We start from the raw sequence: 19,630 nt of genomic DNA, 5'->3' as shown, positions 1-19,630 counted from the left end.
CATTCGCGCTTATTCAGGAATATGGCGTGAAAATACAACAAAAGAGGTTAATAACGGGTAAGCTACAACCAGTACCCGGTAAAATTCCCTAGCCCTCACGGCCGCCCGGAAGCAGGACGAGGTGACGGATGCGACGTGCCGAGCTGGTCGGGGAATCCGATCCCGACAGGGCGGCGTAGCTCGGCTCCAGCGAAGGCACGGTGACCGCGGGCCGATTCTTCAGGTACATGGGCTCGAGGTCCGGATCGACGACGCGCACCGATTCGAGAACCGCATCGACGACAGGGTCGGCGCCCAGCCAGAACGGCTTGTCTGTCGGGGAAATGACGCCTAGCGAACGCGGGCTTTCGATGCCGCCGTCGAGCGGCAGAAGCAGCAGTTCGAAAGACGTGGATCGCCCGTTCCGGCTGAGCCCGTCATAGGACATGACTACGACCGTTTTCGACTGGAACACGCCGTGCGCAAGCTTTGCGATCAGCCGCTGATCCGAGGCGCGCCACAGCGAAGGAAACGAGAACCCCTTCAATTCGCGGCCGTAAACCGCGCACAGTCGGGTGCCGGCCAGCCGGAAGACGGCTTCCCCGCGCGTGTCCTTCTCGAGAATGAAGGTATCGGCCAGGAGCGACTTGATGTCGGCCGGTTCGATCTCGGTCCGTTTGGGCGCCGGGCGTCCGTTGCGCAATCGGTTCCAGTATTGGAACAGGTTGATCGATCCATTCTGTTTCATGCTTCTCCGCTCCGCGCGATCTGCTGTCCGGTGTCCCATCGGCGAACAGAGGGGCGTTGTCTGATGGTCTTACATGCGGGGTGGAGCAGGTTGCGTGCCAGTCCGGTTGTCAGTTGTTAACGGGTCGGGGACGTTAAGGTTAACCAATGGTTTAGATTGTCCGGCCGGGCGCCCTGTGACACATTGAAATCACTCCGGAGCGGTCGCTTCGCAGCGGCCGGCAGCACTTCAGTCAAAGTTTTGTGGGGAGAGCAGGGGCTCGACCAGCCGTCCAGGGGAAACCCTGGGCGGCTTTTCTTTTGTGATTCGGTCGGCCTTGTCCTAAGTGACGTTCAGATTCCCCTGGAACGCAGCATGAGCCAATCGCCGCCCGAGCCTAGCGAAGACGATCAGGATGGCGCGCCGAAGCGCCGGGAGCCGGCGTTCAATCTACCCGGCGTCGTGCTTGCCGCGATCGGGATATGCGCTGGCGTCCATCTGATCCGGCTCTATGCGCTCGATGTCGAGCAGGATCTCGCGCTTCTGGTGCGCACGGCCTTCATTCCGATCCGCTATTCCGGGCAGTTCGACATCGATTTTTATGCGTTCTCCAGCCCGTTCACCTACGCCTTCCTGCATGGCGGCTTCGCGCATCTGGCGATCAACATGATCTGGCTCGCCGCGTTCGGCTCGCCGCTGGCCAATCGGCTGGGCGCCGCCCGCTTCGCGGCATTCTGGGCTGCCACCGGATTGGCGGCGGCCGGGCTCCACTACATGTTCCACCCGCTCGATTCGTCGCCGCTGGTCGGCGCGTCGGGCGCCATTTCGGGGATGATGGGCGCCGCAGCGCGGTTCGGTTTCCGCATCGACCGCTCGGAAGGGCGGGCGGCCTTCGCCGGTGAGCCCCTTCCCGTACCGCTCGTGTTGCGGATGCGCGGGGTGCTGACTTTCCTCGTCATCTGGATGGCCGTCAATCTGGTTTCCGGACTGGTGGGCTTCGCGCCCGGCGTCGAAGATCGCATCGCGTGGGAAGCGCACATAGGGGGCTTCCTCGCCGGCTTCTTCGGCATCCGCCTGTTCGACCGCGCGCCGCCGCGTAACCCGTAACGCACGGCCGCCTGCGCTTCCCGCTTGAAAAGGCGATGTCCGGGAGGCACGATGCGTCTCTGGCGGAGCGAGGGCGCGGCCGGCGCCCCGTCGCCGCCTGCGAAGAGGAGGAGCAACGCCATGACTGTGAAGGCTATTCTCGAAGAGAAAGGCCATGACGTGTTCACGTTCGGGCCGAACGAGAAATTGTCGGATGCGATAAGGCTTCTTGCCGAGCACCGCATCGGCGCCCTGGTCATCACCAATGGCGACCGCAAGATCGTCGGCATCCTCTCCGAGCGCGACATCGTTCGCTGCCTGGCCAAGGAGGGCGCCGATGCTCTCGACCATGCGGTGCGTACGGTGATGACGCCGAAAGTGAAAATCTGCAACGAACAGCATACGGTGAACGAGGTCATGGAAATCATGACCAAGGGCCGCTTCCGCCATCTGCCGGTCGAAAAGAACGGCATGCTGGACGGCATCATTTCCATCGGCGACGTGGTCAAGCGCCGCATCGAGGACGTCGAGCGCGAAGCCGCCGAGATACGCGCCTATATCGCCACGGCTTGAACCAGGCGCCGCCGGCCTGTGAGAAGCCGGCGGCGCCTGCGCCTATCTGTTGTCGAGTTCGGAGCGGACGAGCCGCAGCCCGCGCCGCGTGATGCGGTAGGGGCTGCCTTCGGAAGAGGCGATTGCCTTCTTCCGCTTCAGTTTCCTGAACAGGTCGAGATCGAATCCGGGATATTGCCAGCCGTCGCGGGTCAGGCAGTGGATCGTCTCGATGCGTTTCCTGTCGTCTTTTTCGATTTCGATGCGCCCGCCCTGTGCAAGCAGGTGCAGGATGCGCTGTTCGCTGCGCGATATGTCCATGTTGTGGAATTCCGGAAAACCTGGCCTCGCGGCCAACACAAAAAGCCGCAGCCGAATGAGCGGCACGGCGGTTTCGGTTTTCATGCCCTGGCTTCTAGTAGAAGCTCAAGGCTTCAGCGGGTCTGAGCGGAAGTAGACATCCACACTCCATGGGATGCTCGCCATATAGCGGACCGCGCCCGCCCGAGCAACGGGCGGCTCGCGCTGCGGTCCGGGAACCGGCGTAGATTCAAGTCCTAGCGCGTCCTTTGCGCGTTCGAAGGGACGCGCGGCTCTAAAGCCTGGTCAGGAAGTTTGCGAAGGCCATCGTGCCCTCGGGCCATGGCCCGTAGCCGGCTTCGGCATTGATGTGCTCGGCCTCACCCGCGTGGATGAACTGCGAGCCCCAGGCTGAGGCGATATCCTCGGCGACCTCGATCGGGCAGAACGGATCGTTGCTGCTCGAAACCACGATCGACGGGAAGGGCAGCGGCTCGCGCGGGTAGGGGCCGAAGGTCATCAGGTGCCTTGGCCTGATGGCCGGATTGGCGACGTCGGGCGGCGCCACCAGAAACGCACCGGCGATGGGCTTCCTGAACTGCGGCATGGCCTGGATGACGGTGGCGACGCCGAGCGAGTGGGCGATGAAGACCACCGGCTTCTCGGCCTCGTTGACGGCCTTTGCCACCTGTGCGGTCCAGTCCTCGCGAACCGGCTTCGACCATTCCGCCTGCTCCACGCGCCTTGCCGTCGAGAGTTTCGCTTCCCAGCGGCTCTGCCAGTGTTCCGGCCCCGAATTGGTGTAGCCGGGAACGATCAGTATGTCTGTGTCCTTGACCTTCATGGCGCGCCATGTAGCCACGCTGCGCCGCGCGCGCAACCTTTTGCGGACGCGCAGCAATCGCATCGCTATGATGAACAGCGTGTTCGCTCCCACCGCGCTTGCGCGATGCCGCGTGCATGCCGATGTTCGGCGCAAGTTGATTTTCGGCCGCCAAGGAGCCCGACATGTCAGAAATTCCGTTTGCCGCCACCACCCCGGTCAGCGTTGCCCGGGTCGGGCTCAAGGCGCGCGACGCCGAGGAGCTGTCCAAATACTACCGCGACGTCGTCGGACTCGAGGAACTGTCGCGCGACGGCGGAGCGATCACGCTCGGCGCCGGCGGCCGGCCATTGCTCGACATCGAGGCCGACCCGGCCGCGAAGCCCGACGATCCGCGCAGCGCCGGACTTTTCCACACGGCCTTCCTGCTGCCGACCCGCGCCGACCTCGGCCGTTGGGTAAGACACGCGATAGAAAAGCTCATTCCGATTAGCGGCGCATCGGATCACCTTGTCAGCGAGGCGCTGTATCTGAACGACCCGGAAGGAAACGGCATCGAGATCTATGCAGACCGGCCGAAGGACACCTGGAAATGGCGCGGCTCGTCCATCGAGATGGCAACGGTGAGGCTCGATATTGAAGGCCTTGTCGCGGCGATTCCGGCGGGCGACGCAGGCTGGCGGCGCGCGCCGGAAAACAGCGTGATCGGCCATGTTCACTTGCGCGTCGGCGATCCGGTCGCGGCCGAAGCGTGGTGGCATGACGAATTCGGCTTCGATACCGTGGCGCGATACGGTGCAGATGCCGTGTTCCTGTCTTCCGGGGGCTACCACCACCATATCGGCGCGAACCGTTGGCAGAGCGCCGGAGCCGGCAAGCGCGATCCGGGCCGTGCAGGGCTTGCGTGGATCGAGATGCGTTCGTCGAAAACTTCGACGGAAAAGTCGCTGGAGGATCCTTGGGGTACGGTCATCCGGGTGGCGCCGAACGAGGTATGATGGGGCAGCGAGCGCTACTGACCCTCGATGATCCCGTTCTCGGGCACCTGGATCTTCAGTTCGATGCTGTCGGATCGGTCGAAATACCCGTCCGCGTAGAGAAATAAAGCGACCAGAGCGGCCATCGCCAGCGCGCCGGCGGCGAACCACACCATCTTGCTGTCTGCCGTGGTCATGTTGCGATCGGCCATTCTCACTGCCGTCCATCCTGATTGGAACCGGATGCACAACGTTGGACGATGGCGGCGGGTTCCGGATCAGGCCTGCCCGAACACCCGCCTAAAGATCGTGTCGACGTGCTTGGTGTGGTAGCCGAGGTCGAATTTCTCGCGGATCTCGCTTTCCGGGAGGGCGGCGGTCACTTCGCTGTCGGCCAGGAGTTCCTCAAGGAAATCAGCGCCGTGGTCCCAAACCTTCATGGCGTTTCGCTGCACCAGACGGTAGGCGTCCTCGCGCGAGACGCCGGCCTGCGTCAGCGCCAGCAGCACGCGCTGCGAATGCACCAGGCCGCGGAACTTGTTCATGTTCTTGAGCATGTTTTCGGGATAGACGACCAGCTTGTCGATGACGCCGGTGAGCCGCGCCAGCGCGAAATCGAGCGTGATCGTCGCGTCGGGGCCGATCATGCGCTCGACCGAGGAGTGCGAAATGTCGCGCTCGTGCCACAGCGCCACGTTCTCCATGGCCGGCATCGCGAAAGACCGCACCATCCGCGCCAGTCCGGTCAGGTTTTCGGTCAGCACCGGATTTCGCTTGTGCGGCATCGCCGACGAGCCTTTCTGGCCCGGCGAGAAATACTCCTCCGCTTCGAGCACTTCGGTGCGCTGGAGGTGCCGGATTTCCGTCGCCAGCCGTTCGATCGAGGAGGCGATCACGCCAAGCGTAGCGAAAAACATTGCGTGCCGGTCGCGGGGAATGACCTGCGTCGACACCGGCTCCGGCTTCAGCCCGAGCTTTGCCGCGACATGCTCTTCCACGCGCGGATCGATATTGGCGAAAGTGCCGACAGCGCCCGAGATCGCGCAGGTGGCGATTTCTTCCCGCGCATGCACCAGCCGCTCGCGGCAGCGCGAGAACTCGGCATAGGCAAGCGCCAGTTTGATGCCGAACGTCGTCGGCTCGGCGTGAATGCCGTGGCTGCGCCCGATGGTGACCGTGTCCTTGTGCTCGAAGGCGCGGCGCTTCAATGCGGCCAGAAGCTGGTCGATGTCGGCAAGCAGAATGTCGCTCGCCCTGGCGAGCTGCACGCTGAAGCAGGTGTCGAGCACGTCCGACGAGGTCATGCCTTGGTGGATGAAGCGCGAATCGGGTCCGACGAACTCGGCGAGGTGAGTGAGGAACGCGATGACGTCGTGCTTGGTGACGCGCTCGATCTCGTCGATGCGCTCGACGTCGAATTTGGCGGCGCCGCCCTTTTCCCAGATCGTCCTGGCGGCTTCCTTCGGGATCACGCCGAGTTCGGCGAGCGCGTCGCAGGCATGCGCCTCGATCTCGAACCAGATGCGGAAGCGGGTTTCCGGCGACCAGATGGCGACCATTTCCGGCCGCGAATAGCGAGGGATCATCTCGGGTCCAGTTCAGTTTGAGGCAAATCCTGCCGCGTCCTAACAGAGGCGGCCGCAATGCTCAACGTGGACGGCGCGTGAACCAGATGGCGACGGCAAACAGCGCCGCGAAACCGAGCGGAAAGAACAGCCGCACGCCAAGCACCGCGAACTGGTAAAGCGCGGCGAGCGCCGTGAAGACAAGCTGGAACGCCCAGGTGACCGAGAAGGTCTCGGCGTGCCATGCCGAATAGTAGAGGCGGTATTGCAATGCGTAGAGCGCGGCGGTCATCGCCATGGTGGCGACGGCGAAGGAAATGAACGCGGCGGCGAAGGACGCTTCGGCACGCCGCCCTTGGGAGAAGAGCCGGGCGAGGAACAGCCCCGGCGGAAACGCCACAGCGCCGCTCACAGCAAACAGCGCGGCGACGAACTGGAGCTTGGCCGGCGTCTCCCACGCTCCGAGAAGCAGGTTTGCATAGGCGCTGGCGCCCATCGCCAGCCCCCACATCACCGCTCCGGCTAGAGCTGTGCCGATAGAAGGCACGGCGCGACGCAGCCGTGCCGAAAACGCGCTGCTGCCGGCACGACCATGGGCAGCGCTGTTGGCCGGCAGGGTCACCACCGCCCCGTAACCGCAAGCCAGCGGAAATTCGGGCCTTCGAAACCGTACCCGCTGACCGATATGATCACGGCGTAAGCGGACAGACCGCCGTCGTGGTAGAAGGTCTGCACCGCGCCTATGCCGTAGTCGTAGGGGCAGTCGCGACTCTGCGGGATCGACTTGTCCTCGTGCAGCACCTGCGTCCGCCCGCCTTCCGAGGCGTCCATGCGCAGAAGGCGGAAGCCGTTGACCTCGCCGTGGCTTTGGCACCGTTCCGTGCCGTTGAGCGGCACGCGTTCCAGCCGGAATTCCAGCGGCTCGTCTACCGGATAAAAGATCGGCCGCGGATTGACCAGCATACGGTGGGGATCGGCCGACAATTCGGTCACAGCGTTGGAGCCGGCGGTGAAGCCCCGGTTGGCGGCGAGCGCCGACTGGCCGACGATCTTCTCGCCGCGCTGGCGCGATTGCCGTCGCGCTTCCTCGATCGTGGCGTATTCGTCATCGAGACGCACCCGGATCGGCGTTGCCGGCAGGAACTCATCGCTGTCGACATCGATGTAGTAACGGTTGGAATAGGGGAAGCCGGAGCCGTCGAGGACGCCATATTCCTCGAAGGCGAAGACCGAGCCGTCATCGCTGAAGCCCAAAATTTCGAGTTCGGCGACATCGCCCGCAAGCGAGGCCGGCGCGGCCGCCAGAAGAATAAGCAGGGCAAGGGCGGTTCGCATGGTTTCTCCGCGGGCCATCGCCAGAATATCACTGGTGAACCCTAACGTCGCGTTCATGAATGCGATGCATCCAACTCCTGCCGCCGGCCGTTAAGGTCAGGTGAAGGAGGCAGCCAATGGCCGATATGAGCGGCCGGAGTTCTACGAGCGGCGGACCAACCATGGGAGAGTAACATGAAAGGACTGCTGACACTGTGCATGATGCTGGGCTTCGCCTTCAACGCGCACGCCACTGGTCCGCTCGAGCTCACGTCCTGCGAGCAGGCCACCAAGCTGGTGGCCGACCTGTCCCATATGCAGAGCCGGGAGCGGGACAAGAGGCCGCACTGGGAGGTCGCCCGCTTCCTGACGCAGACCTTCCAGCGGGACGAGGAGAGATGCGACTGCGTGCTGAAGATGAGGCGAGCTGACCTGCTCGCCGCCATCCAGACCAGGGATCCGAACCTTTGCCCCCGCCTGGCCGAGCTGGTGGAGTAAAGGCACCCGATCACGTAATCCTGTCGGTGAGGCATGCGAGCGGGGCGTTCGAGGCCAGGTTGACAGTGCCACTGGACGCTACGCCGGAGCGGGGCGAGCAGGCGGAGTGGCTGCAGCATCAAGCTGACCCGCAAGGACGGCGGCGAGGGCTCCCATGAAGGACGCCACGGAACTGGAGGGGCGACAAGGTGCGCTTGTCCGCCAATGCCGACGTCGCGGTCACCTTCGAGGGAGAAGCGCGCCCGATCAGGGTCGCCGCAATATCAGGAATGTCATGGGCGAACCCTACCGTCGCGTTCACGAACGCAATGCATCCAATCCTGCCGCAGGCCGTTAGGGCGTCAGGCCAGAAACGAAGGAGGCAGACCATGGCTGACATGAGCGGCATTCGCGAGCATATGGAAGTGATCGGCGCCGATGGCGTCCATATCGGCACGGTGGACAAGGTCGAAGGCCAGCGTATCAAGCTGACGCGCAAGGACAGCGGCGAAGGCTCCCACAAGGGGCATCACCACTTCATACCGGGGAGCCTCGTGGCGGAGGTGGAGGGCAACAAGGTGCGCCTGTCGGCCAATGCCGACGTGGCCGTCACCTTCGAGGGAGAAGCGCGCCCAATGTAACCGCCCTGCTCAGCGGCGGGACGACCATACCGGAAACAGATCGCCCTCGGCGGGCATTGCAGCATAAACCGCCCGCGCGATGGCGCGCGCCATTGTCGCGCCGGCGGCGGCATAGAGGTCGATCGCGTCGTCCAGTTCGACCATTTTGCCGCTGCGCCCGGTCGCCAGCGCGAAGACAAGGTCGCCGTCCGCCGGCGTGTGCGTCGGCCAGATGGCGCGGACGAAGCCGTCATGCGCGGCGATGGCGAGGCGCTTGGCCTCGGCCTTGGTCAGTATCGCGTCGGTTGCGATGACGGCGATCGTGGTATTTCCGGTCGCGTTCATGTCGCGAAATTTCAGCAGGACTTTCCTGGCGTTCTCCGGCACCGGCGAGGGATAGCCGAGGCCGCCGAACTCATTGCCGATCTCGAAAGGAGCAGCCCAGAAATGGCGGCTGCGCCCCACCGTCACCGAGCCAATCGGATTGACTGCTGCGAGCGCCCCGATGGTGATGCCGTTGTCGAGCACGACCGAAGCCGAGCCGAGGCCGCCTTTCAGGCCGGCCGACAGCGCTCCGGTTCCGGCGCCGGCCGTGCCGATCGAAAAATCGCGGCTTGCCGCCTGCACGGCATCGTAGCCGAGTTCGCGATAGGGCGGGTAGCGGCCCCAGTTCTTGTCGCCGCCGTTGCGAAGGTCGAACAGGATTGCGCTCGGAACGATCGGAACGCGGTATCCGCCCACCTCAAAGCCGATTCCTGTTCGCGCAACGCCGCCTGGACGCCCGAGGCTGCGTCGAGCCCGAAGGCGGAGCCGCCGGAGAGAACCACCGCGTTGATTGCTTGAACGGAATTGTGCGGCTCGAGCAGGTCGGTTTCGCGCGTGCCCGGTGCGCCGCCGAGTATCTGGTAGCTGGCAACCGCCGGTTCCTCGCAGATGACTGCCGTGACGCCCGATTTCAGCCGCGCGTCGTCTGCATTGCCGACCAGCAAGCCGTCGACATCGGTGATCAGGTTGCGCGGGCCAGACCGGAACATCAGTCATCTCCCAATGGAATGAAGCGCGTGCCGTCATAGCGGAAGGCGCGATAAGGGTTGTCGGCGAGGTCGCCCTTGTCGTCGAAGCGGATAGGTCCGATCGCCGTCTTGAATTCCCGCTCCGCCAGGATCTCCGGCAAGGGCTTGCCGGCAGCATCCGCAGATGCGAGGGCGGCGCGGGCGATTTCGACCGCCGCGAATGATGGCAGGACATAGCCGTAGGGCGCTGTTTGCCGCTCCCTGAAGACCGCGAGCGCCCTCCTGTCGGCGATTTCAGACCATTCCGGCAGGCCGATCATGAGGGTTCCTTCGGCAAGCGGCACTTCGCCGGATGCTGCGCGCAGCGCCTCGCCGCCGGCAAAGATCATGTCGGCGCCAGTGGCGGCCGCGTCGCGCGCCATGATCGCGATGTCGTCACGGTCGCCGCCGACGAAGACATGTGTCGCGCCAGCCTTGCGCAGACGCCCGATCAGGCCGACCTGGTTGTCCATCTGCGGCCGGAAATTGTCGGTGAAGACCGGCTTGAGGGCGGATTGCTCGGCGGCTGCCCGGACGCTTTCGGCAAGCTCGCGGCCATAGATCGTGCCGTCGTCGATGATGGCGAAAAGCTTGTCGCGCCAGAGCTTCGGCAGGATGGCGGCGGCGGCTGTGTTCTCGCCGCCGGCGCGCGGCCCCAGCCGGAAAACCGGCCAACCGGTCTTTTCACGGTTGTCCGTCAGGCTGTCGGTTCTGATGCCCACGGTGATGACAGGAATGCCCGCCTGCTTGAGGATGGGCAGCGCCGCCTCGATCGCTTCCGTGCACAGGAAGCCGACGACAACCCGCACCTTCGCCTCGACGAACTGGCGTGCTGCGCTCGCGCCGCCTTCGCCGGTGCAGGCATCGTCGGCGATTTCCAGTTCTGCTGCATCGGCAGCCGCGGATGCGCCTTCCAGGACCTGTGCGCCGAGAATTGCCGACGGGCCGCTGAGCGGTGCTGAAATGCCGAGTTGTGGCTCCTGGGCATGCGCCTGTGCGGCCAGCAACAGGCCGGCTATCCCCGCCAGGCAGCTTGTGCCAAGTCGCATGTCGCTCGACGTCCTCCGTCCGGCGGCTCCAGGGCCGCCTGTGTTGCCGCCACTGGTAAAGGGTGGCCGCTTCCCGCGCAACTCGTGAGATTGAAGACGAGAATGGCCCTTGACCTAAAGCATAGTTGAGGTTGCAGACTGGTTTTGTCATGCCGCGCAAAACGGGGTTGGTAAGGAGAATGAGATGGTAGAAGAAAAGCCGAATGGCGGGCCGCTCTATCGGGTCGACAAGTTCGTCGTCCCGGAGCACGGCCGGGACGAGTTCCTGGGCCGGGTAGCGACGACCCATGCGTTGTTGCGGGGCCAGGACGGCTTCGTGCGAGACTTCATCCTCGAGCAGCAATCCGGCCCGGGCGAGTTCAACATCGTGACCTTCGTTGAATGGTCGAGCCAGGATGCAATTGGCCGCGTGTCGGCGGCGGTGGCGAAGCTGCACGCGGATATCGGCTTCGATCGCCAGGAAATGTTCTCGCGGCTAGGTATCAAGACCGACATCGCCAACTACACCCGGCTGGACATTTAGCGGCTTGCCGGGCTCGCTTGTGGCGCGCGCTTCATGCCCATATATAGCGGGCAATGCAAATCACGGGAAATCGCCGGTGCTGAAGAAAAACGACATCGGGCCGCAGGCCTATCGCGACGCGATGGCTAACTTCGCCGGCGCTGTCCATGTGGTGACCACCGACGGCCCGGCCGGCAAGCGCGGCGCGACCGTGATCGCCACCTGCTCGGTCTCCGATGCGCCGCCGACGATCCTGGTCTGCGTCAACCGCGAAAATCCCAACAACGATGCCTTCCTGAAGAATGGCAATTTCGCGCTGAACACGCTTCGCGCCGAGCAGCAGCCGCTGGCAGTCGCGTTTTCGGGCCTTAGCGGTCTGCCGCCCCAGGAGCGCTTTGCCCTGGCGCGCTGGGACACGATCGCGTCGGGCGCACCGACGCTGATGGACGCGCTCGCCGTCTTCGACTGCGAACTGGTCGACACCAAGGATCATGCCACCCATAGGGTGCTTTTTGGCAAGGTGACAGGTCTGCGCATCGGCGATACGCTCGAACCGCTGATCTATTTCAACAGGGGCTACCGCGCGCTTTAGGGGTTTGGTCCCGAGCGCCCGCCCTGCATTCCGGAGGTCGAATGAGCGAGTTGCAACCGCGTCCCGCGCCGCAGACGATCGACGAGACGCTCGACATGCTGGCGGGCGCGGATTATGTCGCCGACCGTTCTCTGGCGACCGTCCTGTTCCTCTCCTTGCGCATGAAGCGGCCGCTCTTCCTGGAGGGCGAGGCAGGCGTCGGCAAGACCGAGATCGCCAAGGTTCTCGCCCAGGCGCTCGGCCGCAAGCTCATCCGCCTGCAGTGCTACGAGGGGCTCGACGTATCCTCAGCGGTCTATGAGTGGAACTACGCCGCCCAGATGATCGAAATCCGCATGGAGGAGGCGGCGGGTTCGGTGGTGCGCAGCGACATGGAGCGGAACGTCTTCTCCGAGAAATACCTGATCCGCAGGCCGGTGCTGGAAGCGCTGACCGGCGAGGCGGGCGCTGCCCCGGTGTTCCTCATCGACGAACTCGACCGTACCGACGAGGCCTTCGAGGCGTTCCTGCTGGAAATTCTTTCGGATTTCCAGGTGACCGTGCCGGAACTCGGCACGATCAAGGCCGAGGAGCCGCCGATCGTCATCATCACCACCAATCGGACGCGCGAGATCCACGACGCGCTGAAGCGGCGCTGCCTCTATCATTGGGTCGACTACCCCGACGCGACACGTGAACTGGAGATCGTGCGGCGCAAGGTGCCGCAGGCCAACCAGCGCCTTTCGGCGGAGGTCGTCGCCTTCATTCAGAAGCTGCGCGAGATCGATCTCTTCAAGGTGCCGGGTGTCGCCGAGACCATCGACTGGGCCGGCGCGCTCACCGAACTCGACAAGATAGCGCTCGATCCCGAGACCGTCTCCGACACGATCGGCGTGCTGTTGAAATATCAGGACGACATCGCCCGCATCGAACAGGGCGAGGGCCGCCGCCTTCTCCATGAAGTGAAGGCGGAACTCTCGGCGGCGGAGTAGATGGAAAGCTTCGAGTCAGTTCCGATATCGGCAAGGCCGGAAGGCCGCATCGCCGACAATATCGTCTATTTCGCCCGCACGCTGCGCAAGGCCGGCATGCGGGTCGGGCCGGCTTCGGTGAAGGACGCGATCGAGGCGGTGCTGGCTGCGGGCATCGGAACCCGCGAGGATTTCTACTGGACGCTGCATGCCGTGCTGGTCACCCGGCATGAGGATCACGCCACCTTCGACGAGGCGTTCCGGCTGTTCTGGAAATCGCGCGAACTGATCGAAAAGATGTTGGCGATGTTTTTGCCGGTCGTTCCCGCAGAGCGCGAACGGGAAAAACCGCGGGCCGCCGAAAGCCGTGTCAATGACGCGATGTTCGAAGGCCACCGGAAGAACCAGCCGCCGCGCGAAATTCCCGAGATCGAAGTCGACGCGCGCTTCACCTTCTCCGGCAACGAGGTGCTGCGCGGCAAGGATTTTGCCCAGATGAGCGCTGCCGAGATTGGCGACGCCAAGCGCGCCATAGGCGCACTCACGCTGCCTTTCGAGATGGTGGCGACGCGGCGCTTCAAGCTCGACCAGCGCGGCCGCACCATAGATCCGCGCGCTATGATGCGTTCCGCAGCCCGCACCGGCGGCGCGCTGATCCTGCCGAAATTCCGCACGCGGCGGGAAATCCACCCGCCGCTGGTTGTGCTGGCCGACATTTCCGGATCGATGAGCCAGTATACGCGGATATTCCTGCATTTCCTGCATGCGCTGACCGAGAAGCGGCGGCGCGTGCATACATTCGTCTTCGGCACGCGCCTCACCAACCTGACGCGCCAGATGCGCCATCGCGATCCCGACGAGGCACTCGCCGAGGCCTCGGCGGCGGTGAAGGACTGGTCGGGCGGCACCCGCATCGGCGACACGCTGCATGAGTTCAACCGGCTGTGGTCGCGCCGCGTGCTGGGGCAGGGGGCGGTCGTGCTCCTTATCACCGACGGGCTCGAGCGCGACGACGTCGCCGGCCTCAGCGAGGAAATGGAGCGGCTGAGAAAATCCTGCCGCCGGCTGATCTGGCTGAACCCGCTGTTGCGCTTCGACGGCTTCGAGCCGCGCGCCCGTGGCGTCAGGGCCATGCTGCCGCATGTCGACGAGTTTCGCGCGGTCCACAATCTGAACGCGCTGGCCGACCTTTGCGCCTCGCTCGACAAGGCATCGAGCCGTGACGTCGACCCGCGCCGATGGCTGGCTATTGGCAGGCCGCGCGCGGCGCAACATATTCTTCTCACGGAGGATCGACCATGAACGATCTCGCTCATCTCGACGAAAGCCGCGACCCACTGGTGATCGCAGAGGGCTGGTTGCAGGACGGCAAGGAGGTGGCAATCGCTACCGTCGTCGAGACCTGGGGTTCCGCTCCGCGTCCGGCCGGCAGCCATCTCGTCATCGACGCCGACGGCAACTTCCACGGCTCGGTTTCGGGCGGCTGCGTCGAAGGCGCGGTGGTCGCGGAAGCCGCCGACGTAATCGAGACTGGCAAGCCGAGGATGCTGGAGTTCGGCGTCGCCGACGAAACCGCTTGGCAGGTCGGGCTGTCATGCGGCGGGCGCATAAAGGTCTACGTTGAGCGGTTAGGCTGAGAGCATGAATCCTGTTTCGCTGAAAAAATTGAACGAGGAGCGCCGGGCGCGGCGCGCAGCCATCCTGGTCACCGACCTTAGCGATGGTAGCGACCGGATCGTACGTGAGGGCGATGTTGTTGCAGGCGGGCTCGGCGAGGCGGTCGCCAGGGCATTCCGGTCTGGAAGCTCCGGCTCGGTCGAGGTCGACGGGCGGACGTTCTTCCTCAACGCGCATCTGCCGCAGCCGCGCCTGGTGGTGATCGGTGCCGTGCATATCAGTCAGGCGCTGGCGCCGATGGCGCGCGTCGCCGGCTATCCGCTCGAGATCATCGACCCAAGAACCGCCTTCGCCACGAAGGATCGGTTTCCTGACGTAACGCTTCATCCTGAATGGCCGCAGGACGTTCTCGCCGCGCGACCCCTCGACGGCTACACCGCGCTTGCCGCGCTCACCCATGATCCCAAGATCGACGATTTTGCGCTGAAGGCGGCGCTCGACGCCAACTGCTTCTATGTCGGCGCTCTCGGCAGCCGCAAAACCCATGCGAAGCGGGTCGAGCGCCTGCTGGCGGCCGGCGCGACGGCTGACGAGATCGCAGGAATCCACGCGCCGATCGGCATCGATATCGGCGCGGCCAGCCCTTCGGAGATCGCGGTGGCCGTGCTGGCGCAAGTGATCCAGGCGTTCCGCTCGCGCGGGGCGGCAGCCGCCAAGGGCGAAGCGGCGTGAGGTTCGGTCCTGTTCCGATCGAGAACGCGGAAGGCGCGGTGCTGGCGCATTCGATCCAGCTCGCCGGCCGGCGCCTGCGCAAGGCGCATGTGCTGACCGGGGACGATGTCGCGGCGCTCAAGGCGGCGGGCGTAGCCGAAGTGGTCGCGGCGGTGCTTGCGCCGAACGATCTCGGCGAAGACGAGGCGGCGGCGATGATCGCCGGCGGCATGCTTTTTCACGGCGTCGAGGCCAGGCCGCCATCCACCGGCCGTGTCAATCTCCACGCGCGCGAGGCCGGCGTGTTCACCGTCGACGCAGCGATGATCGATGCGATCAACGCCGTCGATCCAGCCGTCACCATCGCCACGCTGGCGAACTTCGCGGCGGTCGAGCAGGGCCAGATGGTTGCGACCGTGAAGATTATCCCGTTCGCGGTCCCTCGCGAAACGGTCGAGGCTGTGACCGGGCTTTGCGGACGGGGCGAGATCTTCGCCGTCCATCCCTTCACCCCAAAGAAGGTCGGCATCGTCCAGACCGTGCTGCCCGGCATCAAGGATAGCGTGCTCGCCAAGACCACGCGCATCACCGAGGCGCGTCTGGCGCGTTCGCAAAGCCGGGTTGTCGAGGAGCAGCGGACGCCGCATGACACTGACGCGGTGGCGTCGGCCATCGCCAAGCTGGCGGAGAATTGCGACCTCGTGGTCGTCTTCGGCGCATCGGCGGTCAGCGATTTCGACGATGTCATTCCCGCGGCCATCCGCGCTGCCGGCGGCGAAGTCGTCCGCACCGGTATGCCGGTCGATCCGGGAAATCTGCTGGTTCTGGGCAGGCTCGGCGGAAAGCCGATGCTCGGCGCGCCGGGTTGCGCTCGCAGCCCCAAGGAAAACGGCTTCGACTGGGTGCTCGACCGCCTGATCGCGGGCCTTGACGTGACGGCGGCGGATATTGCCGGGCTGGGCGTCGGCGGGCTCCTGATGGAGATCCCGACCCGGCCGCAGCCGCGCGAAGCGCCAGCCGCACCAGTCAAGCCGACGGTCGAGATCGTGCTGCTCGCCGCCGGCCGGTCGAGCCGCATGGGCGGGCCGAACAAGCTGCTGGCGCTGTTTGAGGGCCAGCCGCTAGTCCGCCGCTCGGCCGAGCGGGCGCTGGCGTCGCGAGCAGGCGTGACCGTCGTCACCGGCCACCAGGCCGACCGCATCAGCGCCGCGCTGTCCGACCTCGAGGTGAAGATCGTCCACAATCCGGATTTCGTCTCCGGGCTTTCCGGCTCGCTGAAGCGGGGCGTGGCTAGCCTATCGGCGGACGTAGCCGGCGCCATGATCGTGCTCGCCGACATGCCGGGCGTCTCGACCGGTGATTTCGATCACCTAATCGGCGCGTTCGAGAAATCAGGCGGCGCGGCGGTTGTCAGGGCCGTGCACAATGGCAAGCGGGGCAATCCAGTGATCCTGCCGCGATCGCTGTTCCACGCGGTCTCGTTGCTTGAGGGCGATACCGGTGCGCGCCATCTGGTCGAGGCGGAAGGTTTGAACGTCGTCGATGTCGAAATCGGTGAAGGCGCAGGTATCGATGTCGACACCAGGGATGCGCTTGAAAACGCCGGCGGCGTCCTGCAGGACTGAGCTGTCCGTCAAAACCATCTTGCTGTTGACAAATTGTTTGACGACAAGGAGGTCCATCGGACCGCCGAATCGAGGAGCAGGCGTGCAAAAATCCTACATCCGGTTTTGCCGCATTGTCTTAGTTCTCCTCCTGTCCGCCCTTCCGTCGCTAGCCTCAGCCGAAACCCTGAAACCGTTCAAGGACGAGCTGTTCGCCTATCCGAGCATCCTGTCGCAAAAAGGGCCATACACGGTTGTCGACTATGACGAGATGCGCGACATCAACGGCCGCGACCAAGTCCCTGAGCGGCAGGCGCGCGCCAAATATGTCTCGACCGGCGTGCGCAAGCTGCAGCAGGATCTGGTGCTGAGGACCGATACGGGCAAAATCCGCCACGTCGCGGTCGGAAAGGGCGCGGGCGCGAAGTTCATCACCATCTACCTGCACGGGCAAGGCGGCAGCCGGAAGCAGGGCGTCGACGACTTCAGCTTCGGCGGCAATTTCAACCGCATCAAGAACCTGATGGTCCGAAATGGCGGGCTCTATCTGTCGCCGGATTTTTCCGATTTTGGCGAGAAGGGTCAGGCGGAAATCGCCGCCCTGATCGCCCACTACAAGGCGCAGTCGCCCGGAGCGAAAGTCTTCGTCGCCTGCGGCTCGATGGGCGGCGCGCTGTGCTGGAACCTGGCGAGCGACAAGGCGGTCGGGCCGCAACTCGCCGGCCTTCTGCTCCTCGGCTCGCACGGGTACGACGGCTTTCTGGCCAGTCTCGCCTTTCGCAAAAACGTGCCGGTGTTCTTCGGCCACGGCAGCCGCGACACCGTCTTTCCCGTCGAGAAGCAGGAAGCCTTCTTCCGCTCGATCAAGGCGAAGTCGCCGAACTATCCAGCCCGCTTCGTGCGGTTCGAGACGGGCACGCACGGCACGCCGATCCGTATGACCGACTGGCGCGAAACGCTGAACTGGATGCTGTCGGCGCGCTGACCTTCACATCGACCGGCCGTCGAAGTCGATCACCGGTACGGAGGCCAGATCGATCTCTTCGAGGCAGCGGATATTGACGTAGGCCGTAGGCTCGCCCGCGGATGCCGCATCCTCGGCGAATGGATGGATGCCGCAAATCCGGCAAAAGCGGTGCTCGATGGCATGCTTGTTGAACACGTAGGTTCCCATGCCGTTTCCGGAGCCGGTCAGGCGCAGCTTGTCGCGCGGCACCGCCCACAGCAGCGCTCCCTTGCGGGAGCAGATCGAGCAATTGCACGCCACAACCGCCGAAAGTTCGCCCTCGACCTCGAATGCGATATCGCCGCAATGGCAACTGCCTTTGTAGAGCATGCGTTTTCTCCCTGGAACGATGGAGGCCGGCAAGTGGGACGCGTGGGCGGACCTAAGGCGCGGTATTGTAATCCAGTATGGTTTCCGGATTGATCTCGCCGTCGTAGGTCGCATCGACATCGTACTGGACGAGACTGAACTCGCCGTCCCGGAACAGCCATGTTCCGGTCGAGGAGGCATCGCCCACGCCGCGCCATTTTTCGTTGGATGTGATGGTCTTCGTCGATTCTTCGTAGGACGAATTGATGAGTTCGCCTTCGCTTCGATAGCCGATGATGTTTATGGCCTCGATTTTTCCTTCGCTGTCGCCGTTTACGTACTGGATCTGGAGTTCGGGTGTCGCAAAATGGATTTCCCTGACGCCGCTGATGACGTCGGCCTGGTAATAGAAGTGGCCTTCGTTGTAGGCGCCCAACTCGCAAAAGAAACGGAACAGCCGCGCCTCCTGCTCTTCGTCGGGATCGGCGGTGCTGTGGAATTTGATGACGTAGCGCTCCGGCTCGGCGGGTTGCGCATCGCTGCCCGGTGAAGTGCATTCCTCGCCATGGCTTGCAGCGAAAGCCCTCTTCGCCTGCTCGAGTTCGGCGTCGCGTTCCGGAGGCGGCGGTCCCTCGCCGCATTGTTTAGGGAGCGCCTCTTCGACAGGCTTATCGGTTGGCTTCAGGTCGCCGCGCTCGAGATGCAACCCTGTGAAAGGCGGCTCCTGAATCTGCGGATTTGCGAGACGCGCCGTGTAGCAGCCGGCAAAGACCCGCTCGGTATCGTCCGCGCCGGTCGCTGCTATCGCAACCGGAACGTTGAAGTAAGTGCTGCCGGCTGCGCCCTCGGCGCCCGGTTCGCCCGTCATGACGCGCACCGATTTCGTGTCCTCGAAGCCGGCGACGAAGCTCTCGAAATTCGCCGACGGCTTGGTTTCGCCGAAATAGGACCAGGCGCGGGAGAATTCGCGGCGGTTGATGGCGTTGTAAAAGGATTTCAAGACCGCTTCCGCGTCGGACCGGTCGTCGAGATAGTCCGGTTCGGCGGCGCGGGCATTCAAGGGGGAGACGACGCCAGCCACCGACACGGACATGGCTGCGGCAAGAATTGTTTTCCTCATCGGGAATCTCCATCGACAAATACAGGCTATCACGGATTTGGGCGAGCCGATGGCGCTTGAAAGATGCTCTGCCGGATCCCTATCTGCGGACGGGGCCATTCCGGCCGTCCGAGGGATATTCTCATATGACGATTTCAATGTACCAGGCTTCGATTCCAGTTCTTGTGAACCGGCTGAACGCGCTGTCGCAAGTGCTTGCCAAGGCGGAGGAAAACGCCACCGCGCGCAAGATCGACCCTAAGGTATTCCTTTCCGCGCGGCTTGCGCCCGACATGCTCACGCTGACGCAACAGGTCCAGATCGCCAGCGACAACGCCAAGGGCATCGCTTCTCGCCTGGCTGGCCGCGAGATTCCGAGCTACGAGGACAATGAAGCGTCCTTCGCCGAACTTCAGGAACGGATCGCGAAAACGGTGCGCTATCTCGAAAGCTTCGCGCCCGCCGACATAGACGGATCCGAGGAAAGGCCCGTCGAGATGCGGCTGCGGGGTGGCCCGGTGACGTTCACCGGCCAGCAATACCTTCTCAACTTCGGCATGCCGAACTTCTATTTTCATGTCGTCGCCGCTTACGCCATCCTGCGCCACAATGGCGTGCCGCTGGGCAAGACCGATTTCATCGGCGCGATCTGATCCGGGCAGCGCGGCCGGCGTTTGCGCCGGTCGCCGCTCAGCCGGTAAATTCCTCCGCATGTTTCG

The 19,630-nt window shown here is 64.1% G+C and carries 24 protein-coding genes and 1 pseudogene; 14 read left to right on the top strand and 11 right to left on the bottom strand.

The window, feature by feature from the left end; genetic code table 11:
* Positions 1–88: 88 nt before the first annotated feature.
* Positions 89–727 carry a PAS domain-containing protein gene (locus tag ACG873_RS11740; protein WP_394891919.1) on the bottom strand — a complete coding sequence of 213 codons (639 nt, stop codon included), beginning with the start codon at positions 725–727 and terminating at the stop codon, positions 89–91.
* 354 nt (positions 728–1,081) lie between these two features.
* Here ACG873_RS11740 and ACG873_RS11735 point away from each other — a divergent pair, with 354 nt between their 5' ends.
* Together ACG873_RS11735 and ACG873_RS11730 are read left to right on the top strand one after the other, a co-directional pair.
* Positions 1,082–1,813 (top strand): rhomboid family intramembrane serine protease, encoded by a 732-nt coding sequence (locus tag ACG873_RS11735; RefSeq protein ID WP_394891917.1) that lies wholly within the window; start codon positions 1,082–1,084, stop codon positions 1,811–1,813.
* A gap of 120 nt (positions 1,814–1,933) precedes the next feature.
* Positions 1,934–2,365, top strand: a complete 432-nt coding sequence (locus tag ACG873_RS11730; protein ID WP_394891915.1) for a CBS domain-containing protein — start codon at positions 1,934–1,936, stop codon at positions 2,363–2,365.
* A gap of 42 nt (positions 2,366–2,407) precedes the next feature.
* On the opposite strand, the gene ACG873_RS11725 is transcribed toward ACG873_RS11730, so the two are convergent.
* Positions 2,408–2,665, bottom strand: a complete 258-nt coding sequence (locus ACG873_RS11725; protein WP_394893464.1) for a YjhX family toxin — start codon at positions 2,663–2,665, stop codon at positions 2,408–2,410.
* 274 nt (positions 2,666–2,939) lie between these two features.
* Positions 2,940–3,488 carry an RBBP9/YdeN family alpha/beta hydrolase gene (locus tag ACG873_RS11720; RefSeq protein ID WP_394893462.1) on the bottom strand — a complete coding sequence of 183 codons (549 nt, stop codon included), beginning with the start codon at positions 3,486–3,488 and terminating at the stop codon, positions 2,940–2,942.
* Between the two features lie 164 nt (positions 3,489–3,652).
* Here ACG873_RS11720 and ACG873_RS11715 point away from each other — a divergent pair, with 164 nt between their 5' ends.
* Entirely contained in the window at positions 3,653–4,465 is an 813-nt protein-coding gene (locus ACG873_RS11715; RefSeq protein WP_394891913.1) for a VOC family protein, read from the top strand.
* A gap of 14 nt (positions 4,466–4,479) precedes the next feature.
* Here ACG873_RS11715 and ACG873_RS11710 read toward each other — a convergent pair whose 3' ends face one another.
* The 4 genes from ACG873_RS11710 to ACG873_RS11695 form a co-directional block, all read right to left on the bottom strand.
* Positions 4,480–4,656 (bottom strand): hypothetical protein, encoded by a 177-nt coding sequence (locus ACG873_RS11710; RefSeq protein ID WP_394891912.1) that lies wholly within the window; start codon positions 4,654–4,656, stop codon positions 4,480–4,482.
* A gap of 66 nt (positions 4,657–4,722) precedes the next feature.
* The gene (gene purB / locus ACG873_RS11705) at positions 4,723–6,030 is read right to left on the bottom strand and encodes an adenylosuccinate lyase (RefSeq protein WP_394891910.1); all 1,308 of its coding nucleotides are present in this window, start codon (positions 6,028–6,030) and stop codon (positions 4,723–4,725) included.
* Between the two features lie 61 nt (positions 6,031–6,091).
* Positions 6,092–6,631: a hypothetical protein gene (locus ACG873_RS11700; RefSeq protein WP_394891909.1), complete on the bottom strand. Its 540-nt coding sequence runs from the start codon at positions 6,629–6,631 to the stop codon at positions 6,092–6,094.
* Positions 6,628–7,344 (bottom strand): DUF2259 domain-containing protein, encoded by a 717-nt coding sequence (locus tag ACG873_RS11695; RefSeq protein ID WP_394891907.1) that lies wholly within the window; start codon positions 7,342–7,344, stop codon positions 6,628–6,630. The genes ACG873_RS11700 and ACG873_RS11695 overlap by 4 nt, the downstream gene beginning before the upstream one ends.
* Positions 7,345–7,518: 174 nt before the next feature.
* Between ACG873_RS11695 and ACG873_RS11690 the strand changes: the two genes are divergently transcribed.
* Together ACG873_RS11690 and ACG873_RS11685 are read left to right on the top strand one after the other, a co-directional pair.
* Positions 7,519–7,821: a hypothetical protein gene (locus ACG873_RS11690; RefSeq protein ID WP_394891905.1), complete on the top strand. Its 303-nt coding sequence runs from the start codon at positions 7,519–7,521 to the stop codon at positions 7,819–7,821.
* A gap of 368 nt (positions 7,822–8,189) precedes the next feature.
* On the top strand, positions 8,190–8,441 hold the full coding sequence (locus ACG873_RS11685; protein WP_394891903.1) for a DUF2171 domain-containing protein: 252 nt from the start codon (positions 8,190–8,192) through the stop codon (positions 8,439–8,441).
* A 9-nt stretch (positions 8,442–8,450) separates the two neighbouring features.
* Here ACG873_RS11685 and ACG873_RS11680 read toward each other — a convergent pair.
* Together ACG873_RS11680 and ACG873_RS11675 are read right to left on the bottom strand one after the other, a co-directional pair.
* Positions 8,451–9,454 (bottom strand): annotated as a pseudogene (locus tag ACG873_RS11680) (P1 family peptidase).
* Positions 9,454–10,521, bottom strand: coding sequence for a branched-chain amino acid ABC transporter substrate-binding protein (locus ACG873_RS11675; protein ID WP_394891902.1), 1,068 nt, complete (start codon positions 10,519–10,521; stop codon positions 9,454–9,456). The pseudogene ACG873_RS11680 and the gene ACG873_RS11675 overlap by 1 nt, the downstream one beginning before the upstream one ends.
* Before the next feature lie 184 nt (positions 10,522–10,705).
* Between ACG873_RS11675 and ACG873_RS11670 the strand changes: the two genes are divergently transcribed.
* The 8 genes from ACG873_RS11670 to ACG873_RS11635 all read left to right on the top strand — a co-directional run bounded on the left by ACG873_RS11670 (position 10,706) and on the right by ACG873_RS11635 (position 17,482).
* Positions 10,706–11,044: an antibiotic biosynthesis monooxygenase family protein gene (locus ACG873_RS11670; protein ID WP_394891899.1), complete on the top strand. Its 339-nt coding sequence runs from the start codon at positions 10,706–10,708 to the stop codon at positions 11,042–11,044.
* A gap of 76 nt (positions 11,045–11,120) precedes the next feature.
* Positions 11,121–11,615 (top strand): flavin reductase, encoded by a 495-nt coding sequence (locus tag ACG873_RS11665; protein WP_394891898.1) that lies wholly within the window; start codon positions 11,121–11,123, stop codon positions 11,613–11,615.
* Positions 11,616–11,656: 41 nt separating this feature from the next.
* Positions 11,657–12,586 carry an AAA family ATPase gene (locus ACG873_RS11660; protein ID WP_394891896.1) on the top strand — a complete coding sequence of 310 codons (930 nt, stop codon included), beginning with the start codon at positions 11,657–11,659 and terminating at the stop codon, positions 12,584–12,586.
* Positions 12,587–13,867: a vWA domain-containing protein gene (locus ACG873_RS11655; protein WP_394891894.1), complete on the top strand. Its 1,281-nt coding sequence runs from the start codon at positions 12,587–12,589 to the stop codon at positions 13,865–13,867.
* Positions 13,864–14,202, top strand: a complete 339-nt coding sequence (locus ACG873_RS11650) for an XdhC family protein (RefSeq protein ID WP_394891892.1) — start codon at positions 13,864–13,866, stop codon at positions 14,200–14,202. The genes ACG873_RS11655 and ACG873_RS11650 overlap by 4 nt, the downstream gene beginning before the upstream one ends.
* Positions 14,203–14,206: 4 nt before the next feature.
* Entirely contained in the window at positions 14,207–14,914 is a 708-nt protein-coding gene (locus ACG873_RS11645) for an XdhC family protein (protein WP_394891891.1), read from the top strand.
* Positions 14,911–16,518, top strand: coding sequence for an NTP transferase domain-containing protein (locus tag ACG873_RS11640; RefSeq protein WP_394891889.1), 1,608 nt, complete (start codon positions 14,911–14,913; stop codon positions 16,516–16,518). The genes ACG873_RS11645 and ACG873_RS11640 overlap by 4 nt, the downstream gene beginning before the upstream one ends.
* Before the next feature lie 82 nt (positions 16,519–16,600).
* On the top strand, positions 16,601–17,482 hold the full coding sequence (locus ACG873_RS11635) for an alpha/beta hydrolase (RefSeq protein WP_394891887.1): 882 nt from the start codon (positions 16,601–16,603) through the stop codon (positions 17,480–17,482).
* A gap of 3 nt (positions 17,483–17,485) precedes the next feature.
* On the opposite strand, the gene ACG873_RS11630 is transcribed toward ACG873_RS11635, so the two are convergent.
* Both ACG873_RS11630 and ACG873_RS11625 read right to left on the bottom strand, forming a co-directional pair.
* Positions 17,486–17,833 carry a GFA family protein gene (locus ACG873_RS11630; protein ID WP_394891885.1) on the bottom strand — a complete coding sequence of 116 codons (348 nt, stop codon included), beginning with the start codon at positions 17,831–17,833 and terminating at the stop codon, positions 17,486–17,488.
* Positions 17,834–17,885: 52 nt separating this feature from the next.
* Positions 17,886–18,932 (bottom strand): DUF1176 domain-containing protein, encoded by a 1,047-nt coding sequence (locus ACG873_RS11625; protein ID WP_394891883.1) that lies wholly within the window; start codon positions 18,930–18,932, stop codon positions 17,886–17,888.
* Positions 18,933–19,057: 125 nt separating this feature from the next.
* Here ACG873_RS11625 and ACG873_RS11620 point away from each other — a divergent pair, with 125 nt between their 5' ends.
* Entirely contained in the window at positions 19,058–19,564 is a 507-nt protein-coding gene (locus ACG873_RS11620) for a DUF1993 domain-containing protein (RefSeq protein WP_394891881.1), read from the top strand.
* The last annotated feature ends 66 nt before the right edge of the window (positions 19,565–19,630 follow it).

This window comes from Allomesorhizobium aridi (assembly GCF_043769475.1).
Lineage (GTDB): Bacteria > Pseudomonadota > Alphaproteobacteria > Rhizobiales > Rhizobiaceae > Allomesorhizobium.
The sequence above is the reverse complement of the archived record's forward strand: the minus strand, read 5'-3'. Positions and strand labels throughout refer to the sequence as shown.